Consider the following 22,448-nt stretch of genomic DNA (forward strand, 5'->3'; position numbering starts at 1 on the left):
CCGATGTCAGGCTGACAAGGATCGGCCCCGTCTGCGCACAGACGGGGCCGAAGCTACCGGGAAACGGGAGCAGGTCACACCGGCAGGACGACCACGCGGCGCTGGGGCTCCTCGCCCTCGGACTCGCTGCGCAGACCTGCGGCGGCCACCGCGTCGTGGACGACCTTTCGCTCGAACGGCGTCATCGGGTCGAGCTTGACCGGCTTGCCGCTCTGCTTCGCGTCCGCGACGGCCTGGGCACCCAGCTTGGCGAGTTCCTCGCGCTTGCGGGCCCGGAAGCCGGCGATGTCGAGCATCAGCCGGCTGCGGTCGCCGGTCTCCCGGTTCACCGCGAGCCGCGTGAGCTCCTGGAGCGCTTCCAGCACCTCGCCGTCGCGGCCCACCAGCTTCTGCAGATCCCGGCTGGTGGAGTCGCTGATGATCGACACGGACGCCCGGTCGGCCTCGACGTCCATGTCGATGTCACCGTCCAGGTCGGCGATGTCGAGCAGACCCTCCAGGTAGTCCGCCGCGATCTCGCCCTCCTGCTCCAGGCGGGTCAGCGGGTCGGTGCCCTCGGCGGCGTCCGCACGGGTCTGGTCCTGGGTGTCCGTCACGGTGGGACTCCTTCGCTACTTCTTGGACGACGGGTGCTTGGGCCGCTGCGGGCCGCCCTTGCGCTGCCCGGACTTGGCGCCGCGGGACGAGCCACCGCCCTGCTTGGGCTTGGCGTCCTCGGCCTGCTCCTTGGCACCGTTTTCCGAGGAGGCGGCACCGTTGCCCGAAGAGGCCTTGGTGCGGGCCTGCGGACGCCCGGCCGGCTGCTGCCCGGCGGCCGGGGCGGCGGTGCGCTTGGCCTTCGGCTGCCGCTTGGGCTGCTGGCGGGCGGCGCGGGCGGCCTCGGCGGCCTGCTTGGCCTCGACCTCGGCCGGGTCCTCCTTGAGCTTGCCCTTGGCCCGCAGGCGCTCCTGGCGCTGCTTGAAGGCGAGGCTGCCCGGGGTGGGGTTGCGGCGGATGATGAACATCTGCTGACCCATGGTCCAGACGTTCGTGGTCAGCCAGTAGACGAGGACACCGACCGGGAAGTTGATACCGAAGACGGCGAACATGATCGGGAAGACGTACATCAGCATCTTCTGCTGCTGCATGAAGGGCGTCTTGACCGTGAGGTCGACGTTCTTCGTCATCAGCTGGCGCTGCGTGTAGAACTGCGACAGCGACATCAGGACGATCATGACCACCGTGACGACGCGGACGTCGGTGACGGTGGAACCGAGCTTCTCGATCTTGGCCGCGCTGTCCATGAACTTCACGGACAGCGGGGCACCGAAGATATGGGCCTCACGGGCACTGGCCAGCAGGTCCTCGTTGATGAACCCGACCGTCTTGCCCTGCGCGATGTGGTTGAGGACCTGGTACAGCGAGATGAAGAAGGGCGACTGGGCCAGGATCGGGAGACAGCTCGAGAGCGGGTTGGTGCCCGTCTCCTTGTAGAGCTTCATCATCTCTTCGGACTGGCGCTGCCGGTCGCTCTTGTAGCGCTCCTGGATCGCCTTCATCTTCGGCTGGAGCGCCTGCATGTTCCGGGTCGCCTTGATCTGCTTCACGAAGAGCGGGATCAGGCAGATGCGGATCAGGACGACCAGCGAGACGATCGACAGACCCCACGCCCAGCCGCTGTTCTTGTCGAAGATCAGGCTGAAGAACGAGTGGAACTGGACGATGATCCAGGAAACTACGTAATAAAGGGGCTTGAGGACCGTGTCCACGTATCAGGCTCCTTGGGCGTTGGGCTGAGTCTCGGGCTGTGCGGCGGCCCCGGCTACGGGGTGTCCGCCCAGTCGGCTCCTCAGCCGCTGGTGCCAGACCGGACGCTTCCGGGGAGGTACGTGGTCGACGCCACCGAGCGACCACGGGTTACAGCGCAGGATGCGCCAGGCCGTCAGCACCGTCCCCTTGATCGCGCCATGCACCTGGATGGCCGTGTAGCCGTAGTGCGAGCACGACGGGTAGTACTTGCAGACCGGGCCGAGCAGCGGACTGATGGTCCACTGGTACAGCTTGATCAACCACAGCAGCGGGTACTTCACCGTGCACTCCCTCCCGGGTCATGGCCGGGGTTCCGGGGAACCGGGGTATCGGTACCCGGGGGATTGCAGCTTCGCGGCGCCCCTCCCAACAGCCGCTGCAATGCGGTATCGAGATCGCGGGCAAGCTGACCGTGATCGGCTTCGCCCGCGCCCGGCAGGGCTCGCACCACCACCAGGCTACCGGCGGGCAGCGCTTCGAGCCGGTCACGCACGAGGTGGCGCAGCCGGCGTTTGACACGGTTGCGGACCACCGCGCCGCCCACCGCCTTGCTCACGACGAAACCCGCACGTGCCGGGGGGACAGTTCCCCCAGGCGCGTGCGGGTCCGTTTCGGTGCGGAGGTGGACGACGAGGAGTGGGCGCCCGGCCCTGCGTCCTCGTCGAACCGCGGTCGCGAAGTCCTCGCGCCGCCTCAGCCGAGACTCGGAAGGCAGCACGTCATGGACCTTGAGTCAGGCTGCTCAGGCCGACAGGCGGGCGCGACCCTTGCCACGGCGGGACGCGAGGATCGCGCGGCCGGCACGGGTGCGCATGCGCAGGCGGAAGCCGTGGGTCTTCGCGCGACGGCGGTTGTTCGGCTGGAAGGTGCGCTTGCTCACTCGGGGGCTCCAGAAATGAATCGTGTGATGGCGGGACATCGCCTGGCTGTCACCGTGCGCCCACGAGGAAGCTCGCAATACGCAAGGCACCGCTTCACGATCACACCCCACATGGGAGAAGTGCGACCCTTGCCCATCGGAGGCAGGCGGCAGCAGCCATCGACAACTCGACCTGGTCACGGTACGCGCCGTTACGCCATCCGGTCAAACCGGCAGCGCACCAGCATTAACCGTAGCCTCCCGGATGCCCCGGAAGTACCAGCCGTGCCCGGATGAGGCGCCACGGACGGCCCCATGGCACATTTGTACACACCCTGTGGACAACGACTTGAACGACGTGCCACGGCCTGACTACCGTGGCTGAACTCCGAATCCTTCCCGCCCGTCCCGAGAACCACACATTCGTGGGACCGGAGGGCGCCCCCGCTGACCGAGAGAGCGTGCCCTGTGGCTGACCTGCCTGCCGATCTTGCCGCAGTGTGGCCGCGCGTGCTGGAGCAGCTCCTCGGCGAGGGAAGAGTCGAGAGCAAGGACGAGCACTGGATCAAGCGCTGTCAGCCGCTGGCCCTGGTCGCGGACACGGCGCTGCTCGCCGTCCCCAACGAGTTCGCCAAGGGCGTACTGGAGGGGCGGCTGGCCCCGGTCGTCAGCGACGCCCTCAGCCGGGAGTGCGGCCGCCCCATCCGCATCGCGATCACCGTCGACAACTCGGTCGGCGAGCCGGCCGCGCCGCAGCAGCCCGCGCACGAAGAGCGTTCGCACAACGGCCAGGGCCGTGACACGTACGAGGGGTACGACGGACGCCCGGGCTACGACGGCCGGGACGGTTACGGCCGCGGCGCCGGCGACGACCTGCCGACGGTCCGGCCCGCCTACCCCGACTACCAGCAGTCCCGGAGCGAGCCCGGCTCCTGGCCGCGGCACACGGGCCCCGGCCGCCCCGGCGGCCCGGGGAGCCGTACGCCGGACCGGGGCGACTACGGCTGGCAGCAGCCGCGGCTCGGCTTCGCCGAGAACGAGCGCGACCCCTATGCCTCGCCGCAGCACACCCCGCCCGGCTACGAGCAGCAACGCGAGCCCGGCGGCTACCGGCCGGCCGGCACCGAGCGGCCCTACGAGCAGCAGCGCGAGCTCCCGGACGCCCACGGCCGCGGCGCCGGCCAGAGCGACCGGCCGGTGCCCGGCGGCTCGGGCGCACCGGGCGCGGGGAAGTCCTCCGGGTCGGGCCCGGGGGAGCCGACCGCCCGGCTGAACCCCAAGTACCTCTTCGACACCTTCGTCATCGGCGCGTCCAACCGCTTCGCGCACGCGGCGGCCGTGGCGGTCGCCGAGGCGCCGGCGAAGGCGTACAACCCCCTCTTCATCTACGGGGAGTCGGGGCTCGGCAAGACGCACCTGCTGCACGCGATCGGGCACTACGCGCGCAGCCTCTACCCGGGGACGCGGGTGCGGTACGTGAGCTCCGAGGAGTTCACCAACGAGTTCATCAACTCCATCCGCGACGGCAAGGCGGACGCGTTCCGCAAGCGCTACCGCGACATGGACATCCTGCTGGTCGACGACATCCAGTTCCTCGCGAGCAAGGAGTCGACGCAGGAGGAGTTCTTCCACACCTTCAACACCCTGCACAACGCCAACAAGCAGATCGTGCTCTCCTCGGACCGACCGCCCAAGCAGCTGGTGACCCTGGAGGACCGGCTGCGCAACCGGTTCGAGTGGGGCCTGATCACCGACGTCCAGCCGCCCGAGCTGGAGACCCGGATCGCGATCCTGCGGAAGAAGGCGGTCCAGGAGCAGCTCAACGCGCCGCCGGAGGTGCTGGAGTTCATCGCCTCCCGGATCTCGCGGAACATCCGTGAGCTGGAGGGCGCCCTCATCCGCGTCACGGCGTTCGCCAGCCTCAACCGGCAGCCCGTGGACCTGGGCCTCACCGAAATCGTCCTCAAGGACCTGATCCCGGGCGGCGAGGACGCCTCGCCGGAGATCACCGCGCCGGCCATCATGGCCGCCACGGCCGACTACTTCGGGCACACCGTGGAGGACCTGTGCGGCGCCTCGCGCAGCCGGGTGCTGGTGACGGCGCGCCAGATCGCCATGTACCTCTGCCGTGAGCTCACGGACCTGTCCCTGCCGAAGATCGGCGCGCAGTTCGGCGGCCGCGACCACACGACCGTGATGCACGCGGACCGCAAGATCCGCGCGCTGATGGCCGAACGGCGGTCCATCTACAACCAGGTGACCGAGCTGACCAACCGCATCAAGAACGGCTGACAGGACCGCGCCGAGCGCGCGGGGACGCCTCCGAAGGCGCTCCGGGACGGTTCCCGGGGCGCCTTTCGCCGTTCCGGACGGCGTCGCCTCGCGGCCACCTCGTTCGAATAGGGACCCAGGTCACCGCGTTCTCCACAGAAACCGCCCCCGAGGCCCGTCCACATCCTGGGGACTGGGAAGTTATCCAGATGATGTCCACAGCCGGGCCTGTTGACAGCTCATCAGAGGAGGTCAGCAGGGTGTGGAAGTGTGGGGAACCGAAGTCCACAGCCTGTGGATGACGAGTCCGCCCACAGCGGCCGCGCCGGTTGTCCACCGGCCGCCCACAGGAAGAGAGGCGTTGTGCACAGCCTTTCCCCAGGGTTGTCCACTGTTCGGCAACGAAACGCCCGGGCTCACCGCGCCGAGTGAAAGGCGTCACACCAAGCTGCCGGGTTGGGCTGTGGGGAACCTGGGTAAAGCTGGGGACGAGCCTGGGGAGAAGTGCACCTCGCCTGTGCACCGCCTGTGCAGAACTTTTGTTTCTCCACAGTGACCCCCTGTTTTCCACCGGGGCCGCCCACAGGGGCAGTGGACAAAAAATCCGGCCTGACCTGGGCAAAGGAAGTTTTCCACGGTTTCCACAGGCCCTACTACTACGACCACTGAGATCAACCGGGGAACTCGTTTCGAAGTGGGCCCTGTGCACAACTCGGCCCGAGGCCGCGCCACGCCGTCCGGTCCGACTTGACCCCGAGCAGCGCCGGCTGTCAGCGGCGTACGTCAGACTGGTCTCCGGCTTGGAAGCCGACGAAGCCGATGAAGACAGCCCAGCAGGGCCAGCCAGCAACAAGCAGGAGGCGGTTCCGGTGAAGATCCGGGTGGAGCGCGATGTACTCGCGGAGGCAGTGGCCTGGGCGGCCCGCAGCCTCCCGGCCCGTCCGCCGGTGCCGGTCCTCGCGGGACTGCTGCTGAAGGCCGAGGACGGCTCGCTCAGCCTTTCCGGCTTCGACTACGAGGTCTCGGCCCGCGTCTCCGTCGAGGCCGACGTGGAAGAGGACGGCACCGTCCTCGTCTCCGGCCGGCTCCTCGCCGACATCTGCCGCGCACTTCCCAACAGGCCTGTGGAGATCTCCACCGACGGCGTCCGCGCCACCGTGGTCTGCGGCTCCTCGCGATTCACACTCCACACCCTGCCTGTGGAGGAGTACCCGGCGCTGCCCCAGATGCCCACCGCCACCGGCACCGTCCCGGCCGAGGTCTTCGCGTCCGCCGCCGCCCAGGTCGCCATCGCCGCCGGCCGTGACGACACCCTGCCGGTGCTCACCGGTGTGCGCATCGAGATCGAGGGCGACACCGTCACCCTGGCCTCCACCGACCGCTACCGCTTCGCCGTCCGCGAGTTCATGTGGAAGCCGGAGACCCCCGACGTCTCCGCAGTGGCCCTGGTCCCCGCCAAGACGCTGCTGGACACCGCCAAGTCCCTCAGCGGCGGCGACTCCGTCTCGCTGGCGCTCTCCGGCTCCGGCGCGGGCGAGGGCCTCATCGGCTTCGAGGGCGCCGGCCGCCGCACCACGACGCGGCTGCTGGAAGGCGACCTGCCGAAGTACCGCACGCTCTTCCCGACCGAGTTCAACTCGGTCGCCGTGATCGAGACGGCCCCCTTCGTCGAGGCCGTCAAGCGTGTGGCCCTGGTCGCCGAGCGCAACACCCCTGTCCGGCTGAGCTTCGAGCAGGGCGTGCTGATCCTGGAGGCCGGCTCCAGCGACGACGCACAGGCTGTGGAAAGGGTCGACGCCCGGCTGGAGGGCGACGACATCTCCATCGCCTTCAACCCCGGCTTCCTGCTGGAGGGCCTGTCCGCGATCGACTCCCCGGTCGCCCAGCTCTCCTTCACCACCTCGACCAAGCCGGCGCTGCTCAGCGGCAAGCCCGCGGTCGACGCGGAGGCGGACGAGGCGTACAAGTACCTGATCATGCCGGTGCGGCTGTCGGGCTGACGCGCCACGGACGCGCCGGCGGCTGGGAGCGCGAGGGTCGGCCCTCGCAAGAGCGCAGCATGCCGGTGCGGCTGTCGGGCTGATCCGAGGCACTGTTCCCGTCCCCCGTACGTACCAGCGGCCGGGGGACGGAGCGCCGCATGGACGGACGGCGGGCGGGTAGCCGCCCCACCGTTTGAGCGTTCGGTCCCGACAGGTGTGCACGGACCCCCGGGCGTAGGCTCGGATCCGGGTAAACCGCTACGACTACGGCATAGAGGATCACTGATGGAGCTCGGTCTCGTCGGTCTCGGCAAGATGGGCGGCAACATGCGCGAGCGCATCCGCCGCGCAGGCCACACCGTCATCGGATACGACCGCAATGCGGACCTCGCGGACGTCCACAGCCTCCAGGAGCTGGTGGATTCCCTGAAGGGTCCCCGGGTCGTGTGGGTCATGGTCCCCGCCGGCGCGGCGACCCAGTCCACCATCGACGAGCTCGGCGAGCTGCTGTCGCCCGGCGACGTCGTCGTGGACGGCGGCAACTCCCGCTGGACGGACGACGAGAAGCATGCCGAGGAGCTGGCAGCCAAGGGCATCGGCTTCGTGGACTGCGGTGTCTCCGGCGGCGTCTGGGGCCTGGAGAACGGCTACGCGCTGATGTACGGCGGCGACGCCGAGCACGTCGCGAAGGTGCAGCCGGTCTTCGACGCGCTGAAGCCCGAGGGTGAGTTCGGCTCCGTGCACGCCGGCAAGGTCGGCGCGGGCCACTTCGCGAAGATGGTCCACAACGGCATCGAGTACGCCATGATGCAGGCGTTCGCCGAGGGCTGGGAGCTGCTGGAGGCGGTCGACTCCGTCACCGACGTGCGTGAGATCTTCCGTTCCTGGCAGGAGGGCACGGTCATCCGCTCCTGGCTGCTCGACCTCGCCGTCAAGGCCCTGGATGACGACGAGCACCTCGACAAGCTGCGCGGCTACGCGTCCGACTCGGGCGAGGGCCGCTGGACGGTCGAGGCCGCCATCGACAACGCGGTCCCGCTCCCCGCGATCACCGCCTCCCTCTTCGCCCGCTTCGCGTCCCGCCAGGACGACTCGCCGCAGATGAAGATGATCGCCGCGCTGCGCAACCAGTTCGGCGGCCACGCGGTCGAGAGCAAGTAACACCCCACGCGAATCAGGAGGCTCGGCGCGCACTCATGCACGTTTCGCATCTCTCGCTCGCCGACTTCCGCTCGTACGCCCGGGTCGAGGTCCCGCTCGACCCGGGCGTCACGGCTTTCGTGGGACCCAACGGCCAGGGCAAGACCAACCTCGTCGAGGCGGTCGGCTATCTGGCGACCCTCGGCAGCCACCGCGTCTCCTCGGACGCCCCGCTGGTCCGCCTCGGCGCGGACCGGGCGTTCATCCGCGCCGCCGTCGTCCAGGGCGAGCGGCAGCAGCTGATCGAGCTGGAGCTCAATCCGGGCAAGGCCAACCGGGCCAGGATCAACCGCTCGTCCCAGGTCCGGCCCCGGGACGTGCTGGGCATCGTGCGCACGGTGCTGTTCGCCCCCGAGGACCTGGCCCTGGTCAAGGGCGACCCCGGGGAGCGCCGCCGGTTCCTCGACGAGCTGGTCACCGCCCGGTCCCCGCGGATGGCGGGCGTGCGCTCGGACTACGAGCGCGTCCTGAAGCAGCGCAACACCCTGCTGAAGTCCGCCGTGCTGGCCCGCCGGCACGCCGGCCGGACGATGGACGTCTCCACCCTGGACATCTGGGACCAGCACCTGGCCCGCGCCGGCGCCGAACTGCTGGCGCACCGGCTGGACCTGATCGCCGCGCTGCTGCCGCTGGCCGACGCGGCGTACGAGCGGCTGGCGCCGGGCGGCGGCCCGCTCGCCTTCGACTACCGCGGCCCGGTCGGAGCCGGCGGGCCGGACGGCGCGCGCACCCGCGAGGAGCTGTACGAGGTGCTGCTGACCGCGCTGGGCGAGGCGCGCAAGCAGGAGATGGAGCGCGGGGTGACCCTCGTCGGCCCGCACCGCGACGACCTCGTGCTGCGGCTGGGGCAGCTGCCCGCCAAGGGGTACGCGAGCCACGGCGAGTCCTGGTCGTACGCGCTGGCGCTGCGCCTGGCCTCGTACGAGCTGCTCAAGGCGGAGGGCAACGAGCCGGTGCTCGTCCTCGACGACGTCTTCGCCGAGCTGGACGCCCGCCGCCGGGAGCGGCTGGCGGAGCTGGTCGCCGGCGGCGAGCAGGTGCTGGTGACGGCCGCGGTGGACGACGACGTCCCGGGCGTCCTGACGGGCGCGCGGTACGCGGTCTCCGAGGGGACGGTCGAGCGGGTATGACCGAGCACTCCCCTCTGACCGGGCACTCCCCGGCACAGCAGTCCCCGGCGCGCAGGGTCCCGGAGCCGTCCGGGGTGGACCTGGCGCGGGTCGCGCTGCGCGCGGCCAAGGAGCAGGCGCGGGCGCGGGGCGCGGCCGTGCAGCAGAAAAAGCAGGCGCGCCGCGGCGGCCTGCGCTCCGGCGCGCGTGCCGACGGCCGCGACCCGCTGCCGCTGGGCGCGGCCATCAACCGCCTGATCACCGAGCGCGGCTGGGAGACGCCCGCGGCGGTCGGCGGGGTGACCGGCCGCTGGCCGCAGATCGTCGGCGAGAACGTGGCGCTGCACTGCGAGCCGCAGGGTTACGACGAGGACGCGCGGGTGCTGACCGTGCGGTGCGACTCGACGACGTGGGCGACCCAGCTCCGGCTGCTGGCCCCGACGCTGGTGGCCCGGCTCAACGACGACCTGGGCCAGGGCACCGTCCGGCTGATCAAGGTGCTGGGCCCGGGCGGGCCGTCGCGCCGGTACGGTGCGCTGCGCGCGCCGGGGAGCACGGGACCGGGCGACACCTACGGGTGAGCCGCGGCGTTCCCGGTGCCCGGGAGAGCCGTGGGGCGTACCGGGAGAAGGGGGACGACAGGTGTCCCCCGAGCGTGGTAGCGGGCGGTTGACAACCCGAAGCGCTGAGTGCCGCTGTGAGCCTCTTGGAGCCCCGGGGCGCATATAGGGAGTCGGCTGATGCCGGTTCAGGGCGGCACATGCGGACTCAGACGCCGCCAAACCCCCATTCATGTCGGCGCTACCGGTAGACTGGTGGTAATCCCGCGCGTTTCGCGGAAACAAGTCGAACGACGCAGTCGCTCCCGCCTGCCCTCCCGGTCTCCCGACCGACGGCGCCCCGCCGCACAGGCAGGAGAAAGTCTGTGCTGTGCCAGAAAGGGCGCTTCGTGGCCGATTCCGGCAACCCCAACGAGAACACCACCCCTTCCCTCGAGGAAGGCGCCACTCCTGTGCCGGAGGACGCCTCGTCCGGCGCTCCGGGCGGAGGTGCGTCGTACGACGCCAGCGCGATCACCGTGCTGGAGGGTCTGGACGCGGTCCGCAAGCGGCCGGGCATGTACATCGGCTCCACCGGTGAGCGCGGTCTGCACCACCTGGTGTACGAGGTCGTCGACAACTCCGTCGACGAGGCGCTGGCCGGCCACGCCGACACCATCGACGTCACGATCCTGGCGGACGGCGGCGTCCGCGTGGTCGACAACGGCCGCGGTATCCCCGTCGGCATCGTCCCCTCCGAGGGCAAGCCGGCCGTGGAGGTCGTGCTGACCGTCCTGCACGCGGGCGGCAAGTTCGGCGGCGGCGGCTACGCGGTCTCCGGCGGTCTGCACGGCGTCGGCGTCTCCGTCGTCAACGCGCTGTCCTCGCGCGTCGCCGTCGAGGTCAAGACGGACGGCTTCCGCTGGACCCAGGACTACAAGCTCGGCGTCCCCACCGCCCCTCTGCAGAAGAACGAGGCGACGGACGAGACCGGCACCTCCGTCACCTTCTGGGCCGACGGCGACATCTTCGAGACCACCGACTACTCCTTCGAGACGCTCTCGCGGCGCTTCCAGGAGATGGCGTTCCTCAACAAGGGCCTGACCATCGCCCTGACCGACGAGCGCCCGGACCACGTGGACGAGGAGGGCAAGCCGCTCACCGTCCGCTACCACTACGAGGGCGGCATCTCGGACTTCGTCCGCTACCTCAACTCGCGCAAGGGCGAGCTGATCCACCCCACGGTGATTTCGCTCGAGGCCGAGGACAAGGAGCGGCAGCTCTCCCTCGAGATCGCGATGCAGTGGAACAGCCAGTACACCGAGGGCGTCTACAGCTTCGCCAACATCATCCACACCCATGAGGGCGGCACGCACGAGGAGGGCTTCCGGGCGGCGCTGACCTCGCTGATCAACAAGTACGCGCGCGACAAGAAGCTGCTCCGCGAGAAGGACGACAACCTCACGGGCGACGACATCCGCGAGGGTCTGACCGCGATCATCTCGGTCAAGCTGAGCGAGCCGCAGTTCGAGGGCCAGACCAAGACCAAGCTGGGCAACACGGAGGCGAAGACCTTCGTCCAGAAGGCGGTCTACGAGCACCTCACCGACTGGCTGGACCGCAACCCGATCGAGGCCGCGGACATCATCCGCAAGTCGATCCAGGCCGCCACGGCCCGCGTCGCCGCCCGCAAGGCGCGTGACCTGACCCGCCGCAAGGGCCTGCTGGAGACCGCCTCGCTGCCCGGCAAGCTGTCGGACTGCCAGTCGAACGACCCGGCCAAGTGCGAGATCTTCATCGTCGAGGGCGACTCCGCCGGCGGCTCGGCCAAGTCCGGCCGGAACCCCGAGTACCAGGCGATCCTCCCGATCCGCGGCAAGATCCTCAACGTCGAGAAGGCCCGGATCGACAAGATCCTCCAGAACCAGGAGATCCAGGCGCTGATCTCCGCGTTCGGCACCGGCGTGCACGAGGACTTCGACATCGACAAGCTCCGCTATCACAAGATCATCCTGATGGCGGACGCCGACGTCGACGGCCAGCACATCAACACCCTGCTGCTGACCTTCCTCTTCCGCTTCATGCGCCCGCTGGTCGAGGCCGGTCACGTCTACCTGTCGCGCCCCCCGCTGTACAAGATCAAGTGGGGCCGTGACGACTTCGAGTACGCGTACTCGGACCGCGAGCGCGACGCGCTGATCCAGCTCGGCCGCGAGAACGGCAAGCGCATCCGGGACGACTCGGTCCAGCGCTTCAAGGGTCTCGGCGAGATGAACGCCGAGGAGCTGCGCGTCACCACGATGGACATCGACCACCGGGTGCTCGGCCAGGTCACCCTGGACGACGCGGCGCAGGCGGACGACCTGTTCTCGGTGCTCATGGGTGAGGACGTCGAGGCACGGCGCTCGTTCATCCAGCGCAACGCCAAGGACGTCCGCTTCCTCGACATCTGAGTCGGCCTGCACGAACAGCCGCGGCTCGAAAGGACTTTGAACACCAATGGCCGACGAGATGACCCCTGACACGCCCGTGACCCCGGACGGCACCACGCCCGAGGGGCAGCCCGCCACCATCGAGGGCGTCGGGATGCGCGTCGAGCCCGTCGGGCTCGAGACGGAGATGCAGCGCTCCTACCTCGACTACGCGATGAGCGTCATCGTCTCGCGTGCGCTGCCCGACGTCCGGGACGGCCTCAAGCCGGTGCACCGGCGTGTGCTCTACGCGATGTACGACGGCGGGTACCGGCCCGAGAAGGGCTTCTACAAGTGCGCCCGCGTCGTCGGCGACGTCATGGGTACGTACCACCCGCACGGTGACGCCTCCATCTACGACGCGCTGGTCCGGCTGGCCCAGCCGTGGTCGATGCGGATGCCGCTGGTCGACTCCAACGGCAACTTCGGCTCGCCGGGCAACGACCCGGCGGCGGCCATGCGGTACACCGAGTGCAAGATGGCGCCGCTGTCCATGGAGATGGTCCGGGACATCGACGAGGAGACCGTCGACTTCCAGGACAACTACGACGGCCGCAACCAGGAGCCGACGGTCCTGCCGTCGCGCTTCCCCAACCTGCTGGTGAACGGTTCCGCCGGCATCGCGGTCGGCATGGCGACCAACATCCCGCCGCACAACCTGCGCGAGGTCGCCGAGGGCGCCCAGTGGTACCTGGCCAACCCCGAGGCCACCCCCGAGGAGCTGCTCGACGCGCTCGTCGACCGGATCAAGGGCCCCGACTTCCCGACCGGCGCCCTCGTGGTCGGCCGCAAGGGCATCGAGGAGGCGTACCGCACCGGCCGCGGCTCGATCACCATGCGCGCGGTGGTCGAGGTCGAGGAGATCCACAACCGCCAGTGCCTGGTGGTCACCGAGCTGCCCTACCAGGTCAACCCGGACAACCTCGCGCAGAAGATCGCCGACCTGGTGAAGGACGGCAAGATCGGCGGCATCGCGGACGTCCGCGACGAGACCTCGTCCCGGACCGGCCAGCGCCTGGTGATCGTCCTCAAGCGGGACGCCGTCGCCAAGGTCGTCCTCAACAACCTCTACAAGCACACCGACCTCCAGACCAACTTCGGCGCGAACATGCTCGCCCTGGTCGACGGTGTGCCGCGGACCCTGTCGCTGGACGCGTTCATCCGCAACTGGGTCGCCCACCAGATCGAGGTCATCGTCCGGCGCACCCGCTTCCGGCTGCGCAAGGCCGAGGAGCGCGCCCACATCCTGCGCGGTCTGCTCAAGGCGCTGGACGCCATCGACGAGGTCATCGCGCTGATCCGGCGCAGCGACACCGTCGACGTCGCCCGCGAGGGTCTGATGGGCCTGCTGTCGATCGACGAGATCCAGGCCAACGCGATCCTGGAGATGCAGCTCCGCCGGCTGGCGGCCCTGGAGCGGCAGAAGATCGTCGCGGAGCACGACGAACTCCAGGCGAAGATCAACGAGTACAACGCGATCCTGGCCTCCCCGGAGCGCCAGCGCGGCATCATCAGCGAGGAACTGACGGCGATCGTCGAGAAGTTCGGCGACGACCGGCGCTCCAAGCTGGTGCCCTTCGAAGGTGACATGTCCATCGAGGACCTGATCGCCGAGGAGGACATCGTCGTCACCATCACCAACGGTGGCTACGTCAAGCGCACCAAGACCGAGGACTACCGCTCGCAGAAGCGCGGCGGCAAGGGCGTGCGGGGCACCAAGCTGAAGCAGGACGACATCGTCGACCACTTCTTCGTCTCCACCACCCACCACTGGCTGCTCTTCTTCACCAACAAGGGCCGGGTCTACCGGGCCAAGGCGTACGAGCTGCCGGACGCCGGCCGGGACGCGCGCGGCCAGCACGTGGCCAACCTGCTCGCCTTCCAGCCGGACGAGCAGATCGCCCAGATCCTCGCCATCCGCGACTACGACGCGGCGCCCTACCTGGTGCTGGCCACCAAGTCGGGCCTGGTGAAGAAGACCTCGCTCAAGGACTACGACTCCCCGCGCTCCGGCGGAGTCATCGCCATCAACCTGCGGGCGATGGACGACGGCCGCGAGGACGAGCTGATCGGCGCCGAGCTGGTGTCGGCCGACGACGACCTGCTGCTGATCAGCAAGAAGGCGCAGTCCATCCGGTTCACCGCGACGGACGACTCGCTCCGCCCGATGGGCCGGGCCACCTCCGGCGTCAAGGGCATGAGCTTCCGCGAGGGTGACGAGCTGCTGTCGATGAACGTCGTCCGTCCGGGCACGTTCGTCTTCACCGCCACCGACGGCGGCTACGCCAAGCGCACGGCCGTGGACGAGTACCGCGTCCAGGGCCGCGGCGGCCTCGGAATCAAGGCCGCGAAGATCGTCGAGGACCGGGGATCGCTGGTCGGCGCCCTGGTCGTGGAGGCGACCGACGAGATCCTCGCGATCACCCTCAGCGGTGGTGTCATCCGGACCCGGGTCGACGAAGTGCGGGAAACCGGGCGTGACACCATGGGCGTCCAACTGATCAATTTGGGCAAGCGCGACGCCGTCGTGGGCATCGCGAGGAACGCCGAGGCCGGCCGAGAGGCCGAGGAGGTCGACGAGGACACGTCGGCCGAGGCCGGGGGCGGGGGGCCCGAGGTGGCCGGAGGCACGGAGCCTGCGGTCGAGGACACCGAGGAGTAGGTCGTGAGTCGAGCCACGGGCACCGCGGCAAGCGGTGCGGACGCCAAGCGACGCGGTGCCGGTGCTTCGTCGAGCACCGCGGTCGGCAAGGACGGTGCCCGTGGCGCCGGCGCGGACGGGGCAGACTCCCCGGGTGGGAGCGACACCACCGCCGCCGACAGGGGGGACTCCATGACGGAGACCAAGGGCCCGAAGCCGTACCACCCGCCGAAGGCCTACGAGCCGCCGGCCGAGCGCACCGCGTCCAAGGCCGGCAAGGGCGCCGGGGGCGCCGCCAAGGGGGGCACCAAGAGCATGAGCAAGCCCGCGGGGACCGCCACCGCCCCGTCCGCGTCCCGGCAGGTGCCCGCCCAGGCGGCGCCGGCCGCCGCGGCGCCCCGCACCCGCTCCGCGCGGCTGCGGGTGGCCAAGGCCGACCCGTGGTCGGTGATGAAGGTCAGCTTCCTGCTGTCGCTCGCCCTGGCCGTCTGCACGATCGTGGCGGTCACGGTGCTGTGGCTGGTCCTGGACGCCATGGGGGTCTTCTCCGCCGTCGGCGGCACCATCAGCGACGCCACCTCGGGGGAGGGCGGCGGCTTCGACCTCCAGTCGTTCCTGTCGCTGCCGCGCGTCCTGATGTTCACCGTCGTGATCGCGGTCATCGAGGTGGTCCTGGCGACCGCCCTGGCGACCCTCATCGCCTTCGTCTACAACCTCTCGGCGTCCTTCGTCGGCGGCGTCGAGCTGACCCTCGCCGAGGACGAATAGCCCTCGCGGAACGGCCCGCCGGGGTGGGGAGGCCGGGCGATTTTGGGACTGGGCCCCAAGTGCGCTAATCTTTCGGTGCAGCGCGGGGCTATAGCTCAGACGGTTAGAGCGCTTCCCTGATAAGGAAGAGGCCACAGGTTCAAGTCCTGTTAGCCCCACCGGCCCGATCGGCCCGGACGGAGAGAAATCTCCGGCCGGGCCGATCGGCTTTTCCGGACAAGTCGTCCACGAGCGCCGGGGCGGTCCGACAAAGGTCCGATACAGGTCACCGATCGGTATCGGCCGGTGTGTATCATCGGCCACCAGAGTCCCCTTACGTCAAGGAAAGACGAGGTCGCGCGGTGAAGAAGCTGCTCCTGGTCGCACTGGCCGCCATCGGCGGGCTCCTCGTGTACCGCCAGATCCAGGCGGATCGCGCCGAGCAGGATCTGTGGACGGAGGCGACCGACTCCGTGCCCGCAGGTTCGGGTGTGTGAGACGACGAGTTCTACGCGGAGCCCCGGCCGGTACGACGGCCGGGGCTCCGTTGTTTTCACCACCACCCCAATTCGCTAACGCGAATAAAATGATTGCAGTTGTGAAGTGCCCGGATCAGGTGCGGGAGAGGGCCCAGACCCCCACCGCGAGGCACAGCAACGCCAGCACCAGCACCACGGCGGCCGTGGAGTGTGACGGCGGCGCCGGCCGCCGGGGGCGCGCGCGGCGGCGTACACGGCCGTCGGGGGCCGCCGTCAGGGGGAGTACGACGGGCTGCGGGGGCGTGGGCGGCATCGGGGGCGGTGCGGGCCGCGGTGGGGCGCCCAAGGGGCCGTGAGGGGGCGCCGGCTCGTGGGCCGCAAGGGTCCCAGGACGCACAGGGGTCTCAGGGCGCTCAGGGCCTTCGGGGCCGAAGCCGGGAGGCAGCGGACCGATCTGGTCGAAGACCTCGACCGGCTCCTCCCCGGCGACCGGCGGGGGCAGCAGCGGCACGGCCGCGGCCAGGGCCGTACGGGCCTCGGCGGCGCTCCGGAAGCGCAGCACCGGGTCGGGGACCAGCAGCCGGGCCAGGACGTCCCACAGCGCCGCCGGGACCTCGTCCGGGGCCGGCGGCACGGATGGCGCGCCCTCGGTGAGGAACCGGCCGACGAGGGCGCCGGCGTCCGGTTTCCGCCCGGTCAGCAGATACAGCGCGACCAGTCCGACGGCGAACAGATCGGCGGGGAAGTCCGGTTCCTCACCCGCCATTTGCTCGGGCGCGAAGTAACCCGGCGTTCCCATCACATAGTTGGTCTCGGTGAGCCGCGGTTCGCCCTTCCGCATCGCACAGCCGAAATCGGAGAGCCGTAAATGCGGGGGACCGGTCCCGGTCGCCTCCAAAAGCAGATTCGCGGGTTTGATGTCCCGGTGCACCACGCCTTCCGCGTGCACCGCGGTGAGCGCGTCCAGCAACTGGTCCAGCAGCGCGCAGCAGAATCGCGCGGGCAACGGCCCGTAGTCGCCGATCAGATGGGCGACTGAGCCGCCGTGCACCACGTCCATGGTGAACAGCACCCGGTCGTCGTCGGCGCCCCAGCTGATCGGGGCCAGCACATGCGGATGGTCGATGCGCAGCGCCTGCTCGCGGACGAAGCGCAGCAGCAGGGTGTGGGCGTGGCTCTGCTTGAGCACCTTCGCCGCCGCGTACCGCCGCCGTACCCGGTCCCAGACCCGCCAGACCTCCCCCACCCCACCGCGTCCGATGGGGTCCACCAGCTCGTAGCGCCCGGCGAGGACCTCCCCCATCGCGGCGGATCAGCTCTGGTGGGCCTCGTAGTGGGCGACCGCCTCTGCGGTCCGGCCGGCGCCGTAGACGCGCAGGAACTCGGCCAGTTCGGGGTGGGTGGGGGCGAGCGTGCCGGCCGCCTCGATGATGTCGCCGGCGGCGGCCACCGAGCGCAGCAGCGACTGGATCTCGCGCACCACCCGCTTGACGGTCGGGGCGCCGCTGCTGGCCGTGGTCTGCGTGGAGTTGAGGACAGAGCCGCCGGAGCTCCGCTTGACCTCCTCCATCCGCTCCGCGGCCTCCGCGGCGCTCACACTGCCGTCGGCCACCTGGTGGGAGAGCTCCTGGAGGGCCTGGACGCGCTGTACCACCGCCGGGTTGCCGATCTTCGCCCGCTGACCGCTCATCAACTGCGAGAGCATGGGCGCCGAAAGGCCCAGTACGGAGGCCAGCCGGGCCTGGTTGAGACCGAGATCGTCGATCAGCCGGCGGAAGAGCGCCCCCAGCGGCTCCCCGTACCAGCTCCGCTGCAGCTCTCGTGCGCGGGCGGTGGCTTCCTGCTGTGCTGCGTCCATCTCGCTCTCCCCTTCGCTTCGCTGCCGCGAATCTTGCGGTGCATCCTACGGAGAGTGGCGGGACGCGGCGATACCTGGTCGGCCCTGCTGCCGGCACCGGGTACCCTGGTGCTCCGAGGGGCCTTAGCTCAGTTGGTAGAGCGCTGTCTTTGCATGGCAGATGTCAGGGGTTCGACTCCCCTAGGCTCCACGCAAAATCCCCTCCGACCTGCGTCGACGCGGTCGGAGGGGATTTTTTGACGTCCGGGGCGGGGCCGGGGGCCGGTGCCTCGGGAGGGGTCGTCCTCCTTAGGAGGGGTCGTCCTCCTTCTTCCCGTCACCCGCCCGGTCCTCGGTGGCCTTCTCGTCCTCGGCGGACGCCGCTTCCGCCTCGGCCTGCTTGGCCTGGACCTCCGGGTCGAGGGGGGAGCGGTCGCCGCTGCCGTCGACGGAGGTGAGGTGGGGGCGGTCGGCGATCTCGGTGGCGGCCGGGGGCTCGACCAGCCAGTCCGGGTTGGCCTGCTTGTCCCACCACCGCCAGGCCGCGACGGCGCCGCCCACCAGCAGGCCCGCGAAGGCCAGCCGCTTCGCCACCCGGCCGGCCCGGCCGCGGCGGGAGCGCTTGCGGCCCAGGCGCTCCACGTCCTGCGCCGGGACCTGGCCGCGCAGCACGGCGAGCGCGGCGGTGCCGCGGGAGACGGCCTCGTCGCGGACCGGTTCGGCGGCGGCGCGGGCCCGGGCGGCGGCCTGGTTGACCTTGGGCGGCAGCACCTCGAGGGCGTGATCGATCCGGGGCTGCAGGTGCGCGTCGTACTGGGAGCGCGCCTGGTGGGCGGCCTCGGCCACCTTGGGGGCGAGCCGGACGCGGGCTTCGTGCGCATAGTGCACGGCGGCGTCCTTGGCCGTGCCGGCGTAGGGCGCCACCACTTCGGCCGCGTGGCGCACGCTGTCCTTGGCGGTGCTGGTCGCGGCGCGCACGCTGTCCTTGCGGGTCACGAGAACCTCCTCCTCGGTGGCGTACTGGACTGTCGCCTTTCCACCCAGTGGGAAATCATGCCTGTCCAGGGGCGGTCCGGCAGGTTCGGAGGGGCATCCGGGTCAACGGGCCTCCGGCTCGACAATGCCATGGTTCGCCGCCGCGCGCGGGGCTTTGGGCGTTACTCGCCGGACCCCGGTCCGTGCGAGGATCGGTGGCTGTCAGTGCAGACTATGGAAGGTAGATCGTGGCCGAGCAGCTCTACGCGACCCTGAAGACCAACCAGGGGGACATCGAGATCCGGCTCCTGCCGAATCACGCCCCGACGACGGTCAAGAACTTCGTCGAGCTCGCGAAGGGCGAGCGCGAGTGGGTCCACCCGGCGACCGGAAAGAAGTCCACGGACAAGCTGTACGACGGCACGGTGTTCCACCGCGTCATCAGCGGCTTCATGATCCAGGGCGGTGACCCGCTGGGCAACGGCACCGGCGGTCCGGGGTACGAGTTCAAGGACGAGTTCCACCCCGACCTGGCGTTCAACAAGCCGTACCTGCTGGCCATGGCCAACGCCGGCCCGGGCACCAACGGCTCGCAGTTCTTCATCACCGTGTCCCCGACCGCTTGGCTGACCGGCAAGCACACCATCTTCGGCGAGGTCAGCAACGACGCGAGCAGGAAGGTCGTGGACGCCATCGCGGGCACCCAGACCAACCCGCGCACCGACCGTCCGGTGAACGACATCGTCATCGAGAGCGTCGTGATCGAGTCCCGCTGAGGACCGTTCGCGTACGCGGGGAACCCGGCGCCCCGCCCGTCCGTAAGACGGGCGGGGCCCTGCTCGGCAACGGCGGTGCCCGGGACCGCCACAGGGGCGAGGGGAGAGCATGAACGACCAGGCCGTCTGCTGTTACCGGCATCCGGACCGCGAGACGGGCATCCGCTGTACGCGCTGCGAACGGCCGATCTGTCCCGACTGCATGGTCAACGCCTCGGTCGGCTTCCACTGCCCCGAGTGCTCGGGCGGCGGCTCCGGCCCCGGCCGGGGGGACGACCGGCAGGACACCGCCCCGCGTACGGCCGCGGGGTCCGTCGAACGTCCCGGTGACCCCTTTCTGGTGACCAAGGTGCTGCTCGGCATCAACCTCGCGATCTGGATCGCGGTGATGGTCAAGGGGCAGGACGTCGTCGGCACCCTGGAGCTGATCGGGCGCGACCCGTACCAGGACGGCGAGGGCGTCGCCGAGGGCCAGTGGTACCGGCTGCTGACCTCGCTGTTCCTGCACGAGTCGGTGATGCACATCGGCTTCAACATGCTGTCGCTCTGGTGGCTGGGCCCCCCGCTGGAGGCCGCCTTCGGCCGGGCCCGGTACCTGGCGCTCTATCTGCTGTCGGGGCTCGGCGGCAGCGCGCTCACCTATCTGATGGTCGACCCGGGCGGGCGGTCGTACGGCGCCTCGGGCGCGATCTTCGGCCTGCTGGGTGCCACCGCCGTGCTGATGCGCCGGCTGAAGTACGACATGCGGCCGGTGATGGCGCTGCTCGTGCTCAACCTGATCTTCACCTTCACCTGGAACAACATCGCCAAGGAAGCGCACATCGGCGGCCTGGTGGTGGGTGCCCTGGTGGCGTACGGCATGGTGCACGCGCCCCGCGCGCGGCGGGCGCTGGTGCAGTGGCTGACCTGCGGGGCCGCGCTGGTGGCGATCCTGGTGACGGTGGTCGTCAGGACGGCCGAGCTGACCTAGGGGAGGCCCTCCGGGGCTCCGGCCCCGGACCGTCGCCCGCCCCCGTCACCCACATCAGTGCGCCGGGAGTTGTCCACAGCATCGGCCGACCGGTGTGCAGGACGGGGGGAAAGCCGCCTCCGGCCTGGGACGAACCGCCTCCGACCTGCGAGTATGACGACGGACGCCGATGTGGCCGACGATCCACAGGGATCGCGAACAGTCACACCGGCGTCAACGCCGAGGAAGTTATCCACAGATCTTCTGAGTTTTTCCCCACTGTGGATGAGGGTGTGGATAACCGGGTCGGACCGCTACTCCGGCCCCCCGCTCCGACCCGCTACTTCCACTGGGTGGAGACCACGAACCCCGCCGCGATGAAGCCGAAGCCGACCACGATGTTCCAGTTGTGCAGGGACTCGATGGGCATGTCGCTGCCCGTCACGTAGAAGACGACGATCCACGCGAGCCCGATCAGGAACAGCGCCAGCATGAGCGGAGCCACCCACCGCCGCCCGCTGTTCAGCTTGATGCTCTGCTGCTTCGCCGGCGGAGGCGTGAAGTCTTCCTTCTTGCGGATCCGTGACTTCGGCACGAGGAACTCTCCTGTCGATGCGCTGCGTAACCGCGCTGGGGGTACAAGGGCTGGTCGGCCGCGTCGGGGAGCGCTTCCTCCCCCCGGGCGTCCGTTAGCGTAGTGCTTCAGCGGCGTCGGAGAGGACAAGGGTACGTTGAGCAATTCTGCCGTCTCCACCAGCGACGCAGCGCCCGGCCACCGCCCTCCCCGGCGATTCCGCCCGGTACGGCTGCTGACGGCCGCGGTCTTCGCCCTCGCCGGCCTCATCTTCTGGATGAGCTTCAACACCGCCAAGGGCACCGACATCCGCACCGACGCCTCCATGCTCCGGCTGTCCGACCTCATCCAGCAGCGCAGCAAGGGCAACGGCGAACTGGAGCGGAGCGCCGCCACCCTGCGCGCCGAGGTCGACTCCCTCGCCGGCCGCGACTCCGGCGGCGATACCGCCGAGGCCCGCCGGCTGGCCGCCCTGGGCGACGCCGCCGGCACCCGGGAGATCGGCGGCACCGGCCTGACGGTCACCCTGACCGACGCCCCGCCCAACGCCACCGCCAAGCTCCCCGGCGTCCCGCAGCCCCAGCCCAACGACCTGGTCATCCACCAGCAGGACCTCCAGGCCGTCGTCAACGCCCTCTGGCAGGGCGGCGCCCAGGGCATCGAGGTGATGGACCAGCGGCTGATCTCGACCAGCGCCGTCCGCTGCGTCGGCAACACCCTCATCCTCCAGGGCCGCGTCTACTCCCCGCCCTACAAGATCACCGCCGTCGGTGACCGCGGCCGGCTGCGCAAGGCCCTGGACACCTCGCCCACCATCCAGAACTACCAGCAGTACGTCGCCGCCTACGGCCTCGGCTGGAAGGTCGACCAGCACGACAAGGTGACCCTGCCCGGCTACACCGGCGCGGTGGAGCTGCACTACGCCAAGCCGGCCGGCTGACGGGCCCCCGCGCGCCCGGCGGGAACTCCGCGCCGGGGTTTGCCCGGCTGCGCCCCGCGCACGGGTGCGGCCCCTTACTCTGGTCCGGCAAAGACCATCCCCGTCGGCAAGTAGGGACAGCATGTACGTCTGGATCTGGCGTCATCTGCCGGGCAACGCGTGGGTGAAGGCCCTGATCTCCGTGGTCCTCGTGCTGGCCGTCGTCTACGTCCTCTTCCAGTACGTCTTCCCCTGGGCCGAACCGCTGCTGCCGTTCAACGACGTGACGGTGAACGACAGCCTGCCGACACCGGCAACGGAATGGCGGTGAC

21 protein-coding genes, 2 tRNA genes and 1 pseudogene are annotated in these 22,448 nt (G+C 70.0%); 15 read left to right on the forward strand and 9 right to left on the reverse strand.

The annotated features are described in order from the left end of the window. Nucleotides 1–74 precede the first annotated feature (74 nt). The 5 genes and pseudogenes from K7I03_RS16280 to rpmH all read right to left on the reverse strand — a co-directional run bounded on the left by K7I03_RS16280 (nt 75) and on the right by rpmH (nt 2,668). Complete coding sequence (locus K7I03_RS16280; protein ID WP_004939824.1) at nt 75–596, reverse strand: Jag family protein; 522 nt, start codon at nt 594–596, stop codon at nt 75–77. 15 nt (nt 597–611) lie between these two features. Continuing rightward, complete coding sequence (gene yidC, locus K7I03_RS16285) at nt 612–1,748, reverse strand: membrane protein insertase YidC (protein ID WP_185940353.1); 1,137 nt, start codon at nt 1,746–1,748, stop codon at nt 612–614. 3 nt (nt 1,749–1,751) lie between these two features. Further along, complete coding sequence (gene yidD / locus K7I03_RS16290) at nt 1,752–2,069, reverse strand: membrane protein insertion efficiency factor YidD (RefSeq protein ID WP_004939828.1); 318 nt, start codon at nt 2,067–2,069, stop codon at nt 1,752–1,754. 71 nt (nt 2,070–2,140) lie between these two features. Beyond that, nucleotides 2,141–2,506: pseudogene (gene rnpA / locus K7I03_RS16295) on the reverse strand (ribonuclease P protein component); the annotation flags it as partial. Nucleotides 2,507–2,530: 24 nt separating this feature from the next. Beyond that, nucleotides 2,531–2,668, reverse strand: a complete 138-nt coding sequence (gene rpmH, locus K7I03_RS16300; protein WP_003949374.1) for a 50S ribosomal protein L34 — start codon at nt 2,666–2,668, stop codon at nt 2,531–2,533. 447 nt (nt 2,669–3,115) lie between these two features. Here rpmH and dnaA point away from each other — a divergent pair, with 447 nt between their 5' ends. From dnaA to K7I03_RS16350, 10 genes are all read left to right on the forward strand, one after another. Then, entirely contained in the window at nt 3,116–4,939 is a 1,824-nt protein-coding gene (gene dnaA, locus K7I03_RS16305; protein ID WP_185940351.1) for a chromosomal replication initiator protein DnaA, read from the forward strand. A gap of 848 nt (nt 4,940–5,787) precedes the next feature. Continuing rightward, entirely contained in the window at nt 5,788–6,918 is a 1,131-nt protein-coding gene (gene dnaN, locus K7I03_RS16310) for a DNA polymerase III subunit beta (RefSeq protein ID WP_004939840.1), read from the forward strand. A 267-nt stretch (nt 6,919–7,185) separates the two neighbouring features. Next, nucleotides 7,186–8,061, forward strand: coding sequence for a phosphogluconate dehydrogenase (NAD(+)-dependent, decarboxylating) (gene gnd / locus K7I03_RS16315; RefSeq protein WP_185940350.1), 876 nt, complete (start codon nt 7,186–7,188; stop codon nt 8,059–8,061). Between the two features lie 35 nt (nt 8,062–8,096). Beyond that, nucleotides 8,097–9,230: a DNA replication/repair protein RecF gene (recF, locus tag K7I03_RS16320; RefSeq protein WP_185940349.1), complete on the forward strand. Its 1,134-nt coding sequence runs from the start codon at nt 8,097–8,099 to the stop codon at nt 9,228–9,230. Beyond that, complete coding sequence (locus K7I03_RS16325) at nt 9,227–9,790, forward strand: DUF721 domain-containing protein (protein ID WP_185940348.1); 564 nt, start codon at nt 9,227–9,229, stop codon at nt 9,788–9,790. Before recF ends, K7I03_RS16325 begins: the two co-directional genes overlap by 4 nt. Before the next feature lie 344 nt (nt 9,791–10,134). Then, the gene (gyrB, locus tag K7I03_RS16330) at nt 10,135–12,201 is read left to right on the forward strand and encodes a DNA topoisomerase (ATP-hydrolyzing) subunit B (RefSeq protein ID WP_274390175.1); all 2,067 of its coding nucleotides are present in this window, start codon (nt 10,135–10,137) and stop codon (nt 12,199–12,201) included. A gap of 46 nt (nt 12,202–12,247) precedes the next feature. After that, nucleotides 12,248–14,881 carry a DNA gyrase subunit A gene (gyrA, locus tag K7I03_RS16335; protein WP_185940347.1) on the forward strand — a complete coding sequence of 878 codons (2,634 nt, stop codon included), beginning with the start codon at nt 12,248–12,250 and terminating at the stop codon, nt 14,879–14,881. Nucleotides 14,882–14,884: 3 nt separating this feature from the next. Continuing rightward, nucleotides 14,885–15,628: a DUF3566 domain-containing protein gene (locus K7I03_RS16340; protein ID WP_224347078.1), complete on the forward strand. Its 744-nt coding sequence runs from the start codon at nt 14,885–14,887 to the stop codon at nt 15,626–15,628. A gap of 84 nt (nt 15,629–15,712) precedes the next feature. After that, nucleotides 15,713–15,786: transfer RNA gene (locus K7I03_RS16345), tRNA-Ile, on the forward strand. Nucleotides 15,787–15,969: 183 nt separating this feature from the next. Next, entirely contained in the window at nt 15,970–16,104 is a 135-nt protein-coding gene (locus K7I03_RS16350; RefSeq protein ID WP_003958712.1) for a DLW-39 family protein, read from the forward strand. Nucleotides 16,105–16,219: 115 nt separating this feature from the next. Here the strand turns inward: K7I03_RS16350 and K7I03_RS16355 are convergent, their stop codons facing one another. Together K7I03_RS16355 and K7I03_RS16360 are read right to left on the reverse strand one after the other, a co-directional pair. Further along, a complete protein-coding gene (locus K7I03_RS16355; RefSeq protein ID WP_185940345.1) occupies nt 16,220–17,389 on the reverse strand; it encodes a serine/threonine-protein kinase in 1,170 nt (389 codons plus the stop codon). Between the two features lie 9 nt (nt 17,390–17,398). After that, nucleotides 17,399–17,944, reverse strand: a complete 546-nt coding sequence (locus K7I03_RS16360) for a helix-turn-helix domain-containing protein (RefSeq protein ID WP_004939854.1) — start codon at nt 17,942–17,944, stop codon at nt 17,399–17,401. 117 nt (nt 17,945–18,061) lie between these two features. Here K7I03_RS16360 and K7I03_RS16365 point away from each other — a divergent pair. After that, nucleotides 18,062–18,134 (forward strand) — tRNA-Ala (locus tag K7I03_RS16365). A 98-nt stretch (nt 18,135–18,232) separates the two neighbouring features. On the opposite strand, the gene K7I03_RS16370 is transcribed toward K7I03_RS16365, so the two are convergent. Continuing rightward, nucleotides 18,233–18,919 carry a DUF5324 family protein gene (locus tag K7I03_RS16370; RefSeq protein ID WP_185940344.1) on the reverse strand — a complete coding sequence of 229 codons (687 nt, stop codon included), beginning with the start codon at nt 18,917–18,919 and terminating at the stop codon, nt 18,233–18,235. Nucleotides 18,920–19,146: 227 nt separating this feature from the next. On the opposite strand from K7I03_RS16370, the gene K7I03_RS16375 reads away from it, so the two are divergent. Beyond that, nucleotides 19,147–19,674 carry a peptidylprolyl isomerase gene (locus tag K7I03_RS16375; protein WP_185940343.1) on the forward strand — a complete coding sequence of 176 codons (528 nt, stop codon included), beginning with the start codon at nt 19,147–19,149 and terminating at the stop codon, nt 19,672–19,674. Nucleotides 19,675–19,783: 109 nt separating this feature from the next. Continuing rightward, a complete protein-coding gene (locus tag K7I03_RS16380; protein ID WP_185940342.1) occupies nt 19,784–20,644 on the forward strand; it encodes a rhomboid family intramembrane serine protease in 861 nt (286 codons plus the stop codon). Between the two features lie 319 nt (nt 20,645–20,963). Here K7I03_RS16380 and crgA read toward each other — a convergent pair whose 3' ends face one another. Continuing rightward, a complete protein-coding gene (gene crgA / locus K7I03_RS16385) occupies nt 20,964–21,218 on the reverse strand; it encodes a cell division protein CrgA (protein ID WP_004939905.1) in 255 nt (84 codons plus the stop codon). Nucleotides 21,219–21,354: 136 nt separating this feature from the next. Between crgA and K7I03_RS16390 the strand changes: the two genes are divergently transcribed. Continuing rightward, nucleotides 21,355–22,137 (forward strand): DUF881 domain-containing protein, encoded by a 783-nt coding sequence (locus K7I03_RS16390; RefSeq protein ID WP_185940341.1) that lies wholly within the window; start codon nt 21,355–21,357, stop codon nt 22,135–22,137. A gap of 121 nt (nt 22,138–22,258) precedes the next feature. Continuing rightward, nucleotides 22,259–22,447, forward strand: coding sequence for a hypothetical protein (locus K7I03_RS16395; protein WP_185940340.1), 189 nt, complete (start codon nt 22,259–22,261; stop codon nt 22,445–22,447). Nucleotide 22,448: the final 1 nt, after the last annotated feature.

Source organism: Streptomyces mobaraensis (assembly GCF_020099395.1).
GTDB lineage: Bacteria > Actinomycetota > Actinomycetes > Streptomycetales > Streptomycetaceae > Streptomyces.

Coding starts and splice junctions, on each gene's coding strand:
- gnd (WP_185940350.1), top strand. CDS start 7,186: ATGGAGCTCGGTCTCGTCGGTCTCGGCAAGATGGGCGGCAACATGCGC.
- recF (WP_185940349.1), top strand. CDS start 8,097: ATGCACGTTTCGCATCTCTCGCTCGCCGACTTCCGCTCGTACGCCCGG.
- K7I03_RS16325 (WP_185940348.1), top strand. CDS start 9,227: ATGACCGAGCACTCCCCTCTGACCGGGCACTCCCCGGCACAGCAGTCC.
- gyrA (WP_185940347.1), top strand. CDS start 12,248: ATGGCCGACGAGATGACCCCTGACACGCCCGTGACCCCGGACGGCACC.
- K7I03_RS16355 (WP_185940345.1), bottom strand. CDS start 17,389: ATGGGGGAGGTCCTCGCCGGGCGCTACGAGCTGGTGGACCCCATCGGA.
- K7I03_RS16360 (WP_004939854.1), bottom strand. CDS start 17,944: ATGGACGCAGCACAGCAGGAAGCCACCGCCCGCGCACGAGAGCTGCAG.
- K7I03_RS16380 (WP_185940342.1), top strand. CDS start 19,784: ATGAACGACCAGGCCGTCTGCTGTTACCGGCATCCGGACCGCGAGACG.
- K7I03_RS16395 (WP_185940340.1), top strand. CDS start 22,259: ATGTACGTCTGGATCTGGCGTCATCTGCCGGGCAACGCGTGGGTGAAG.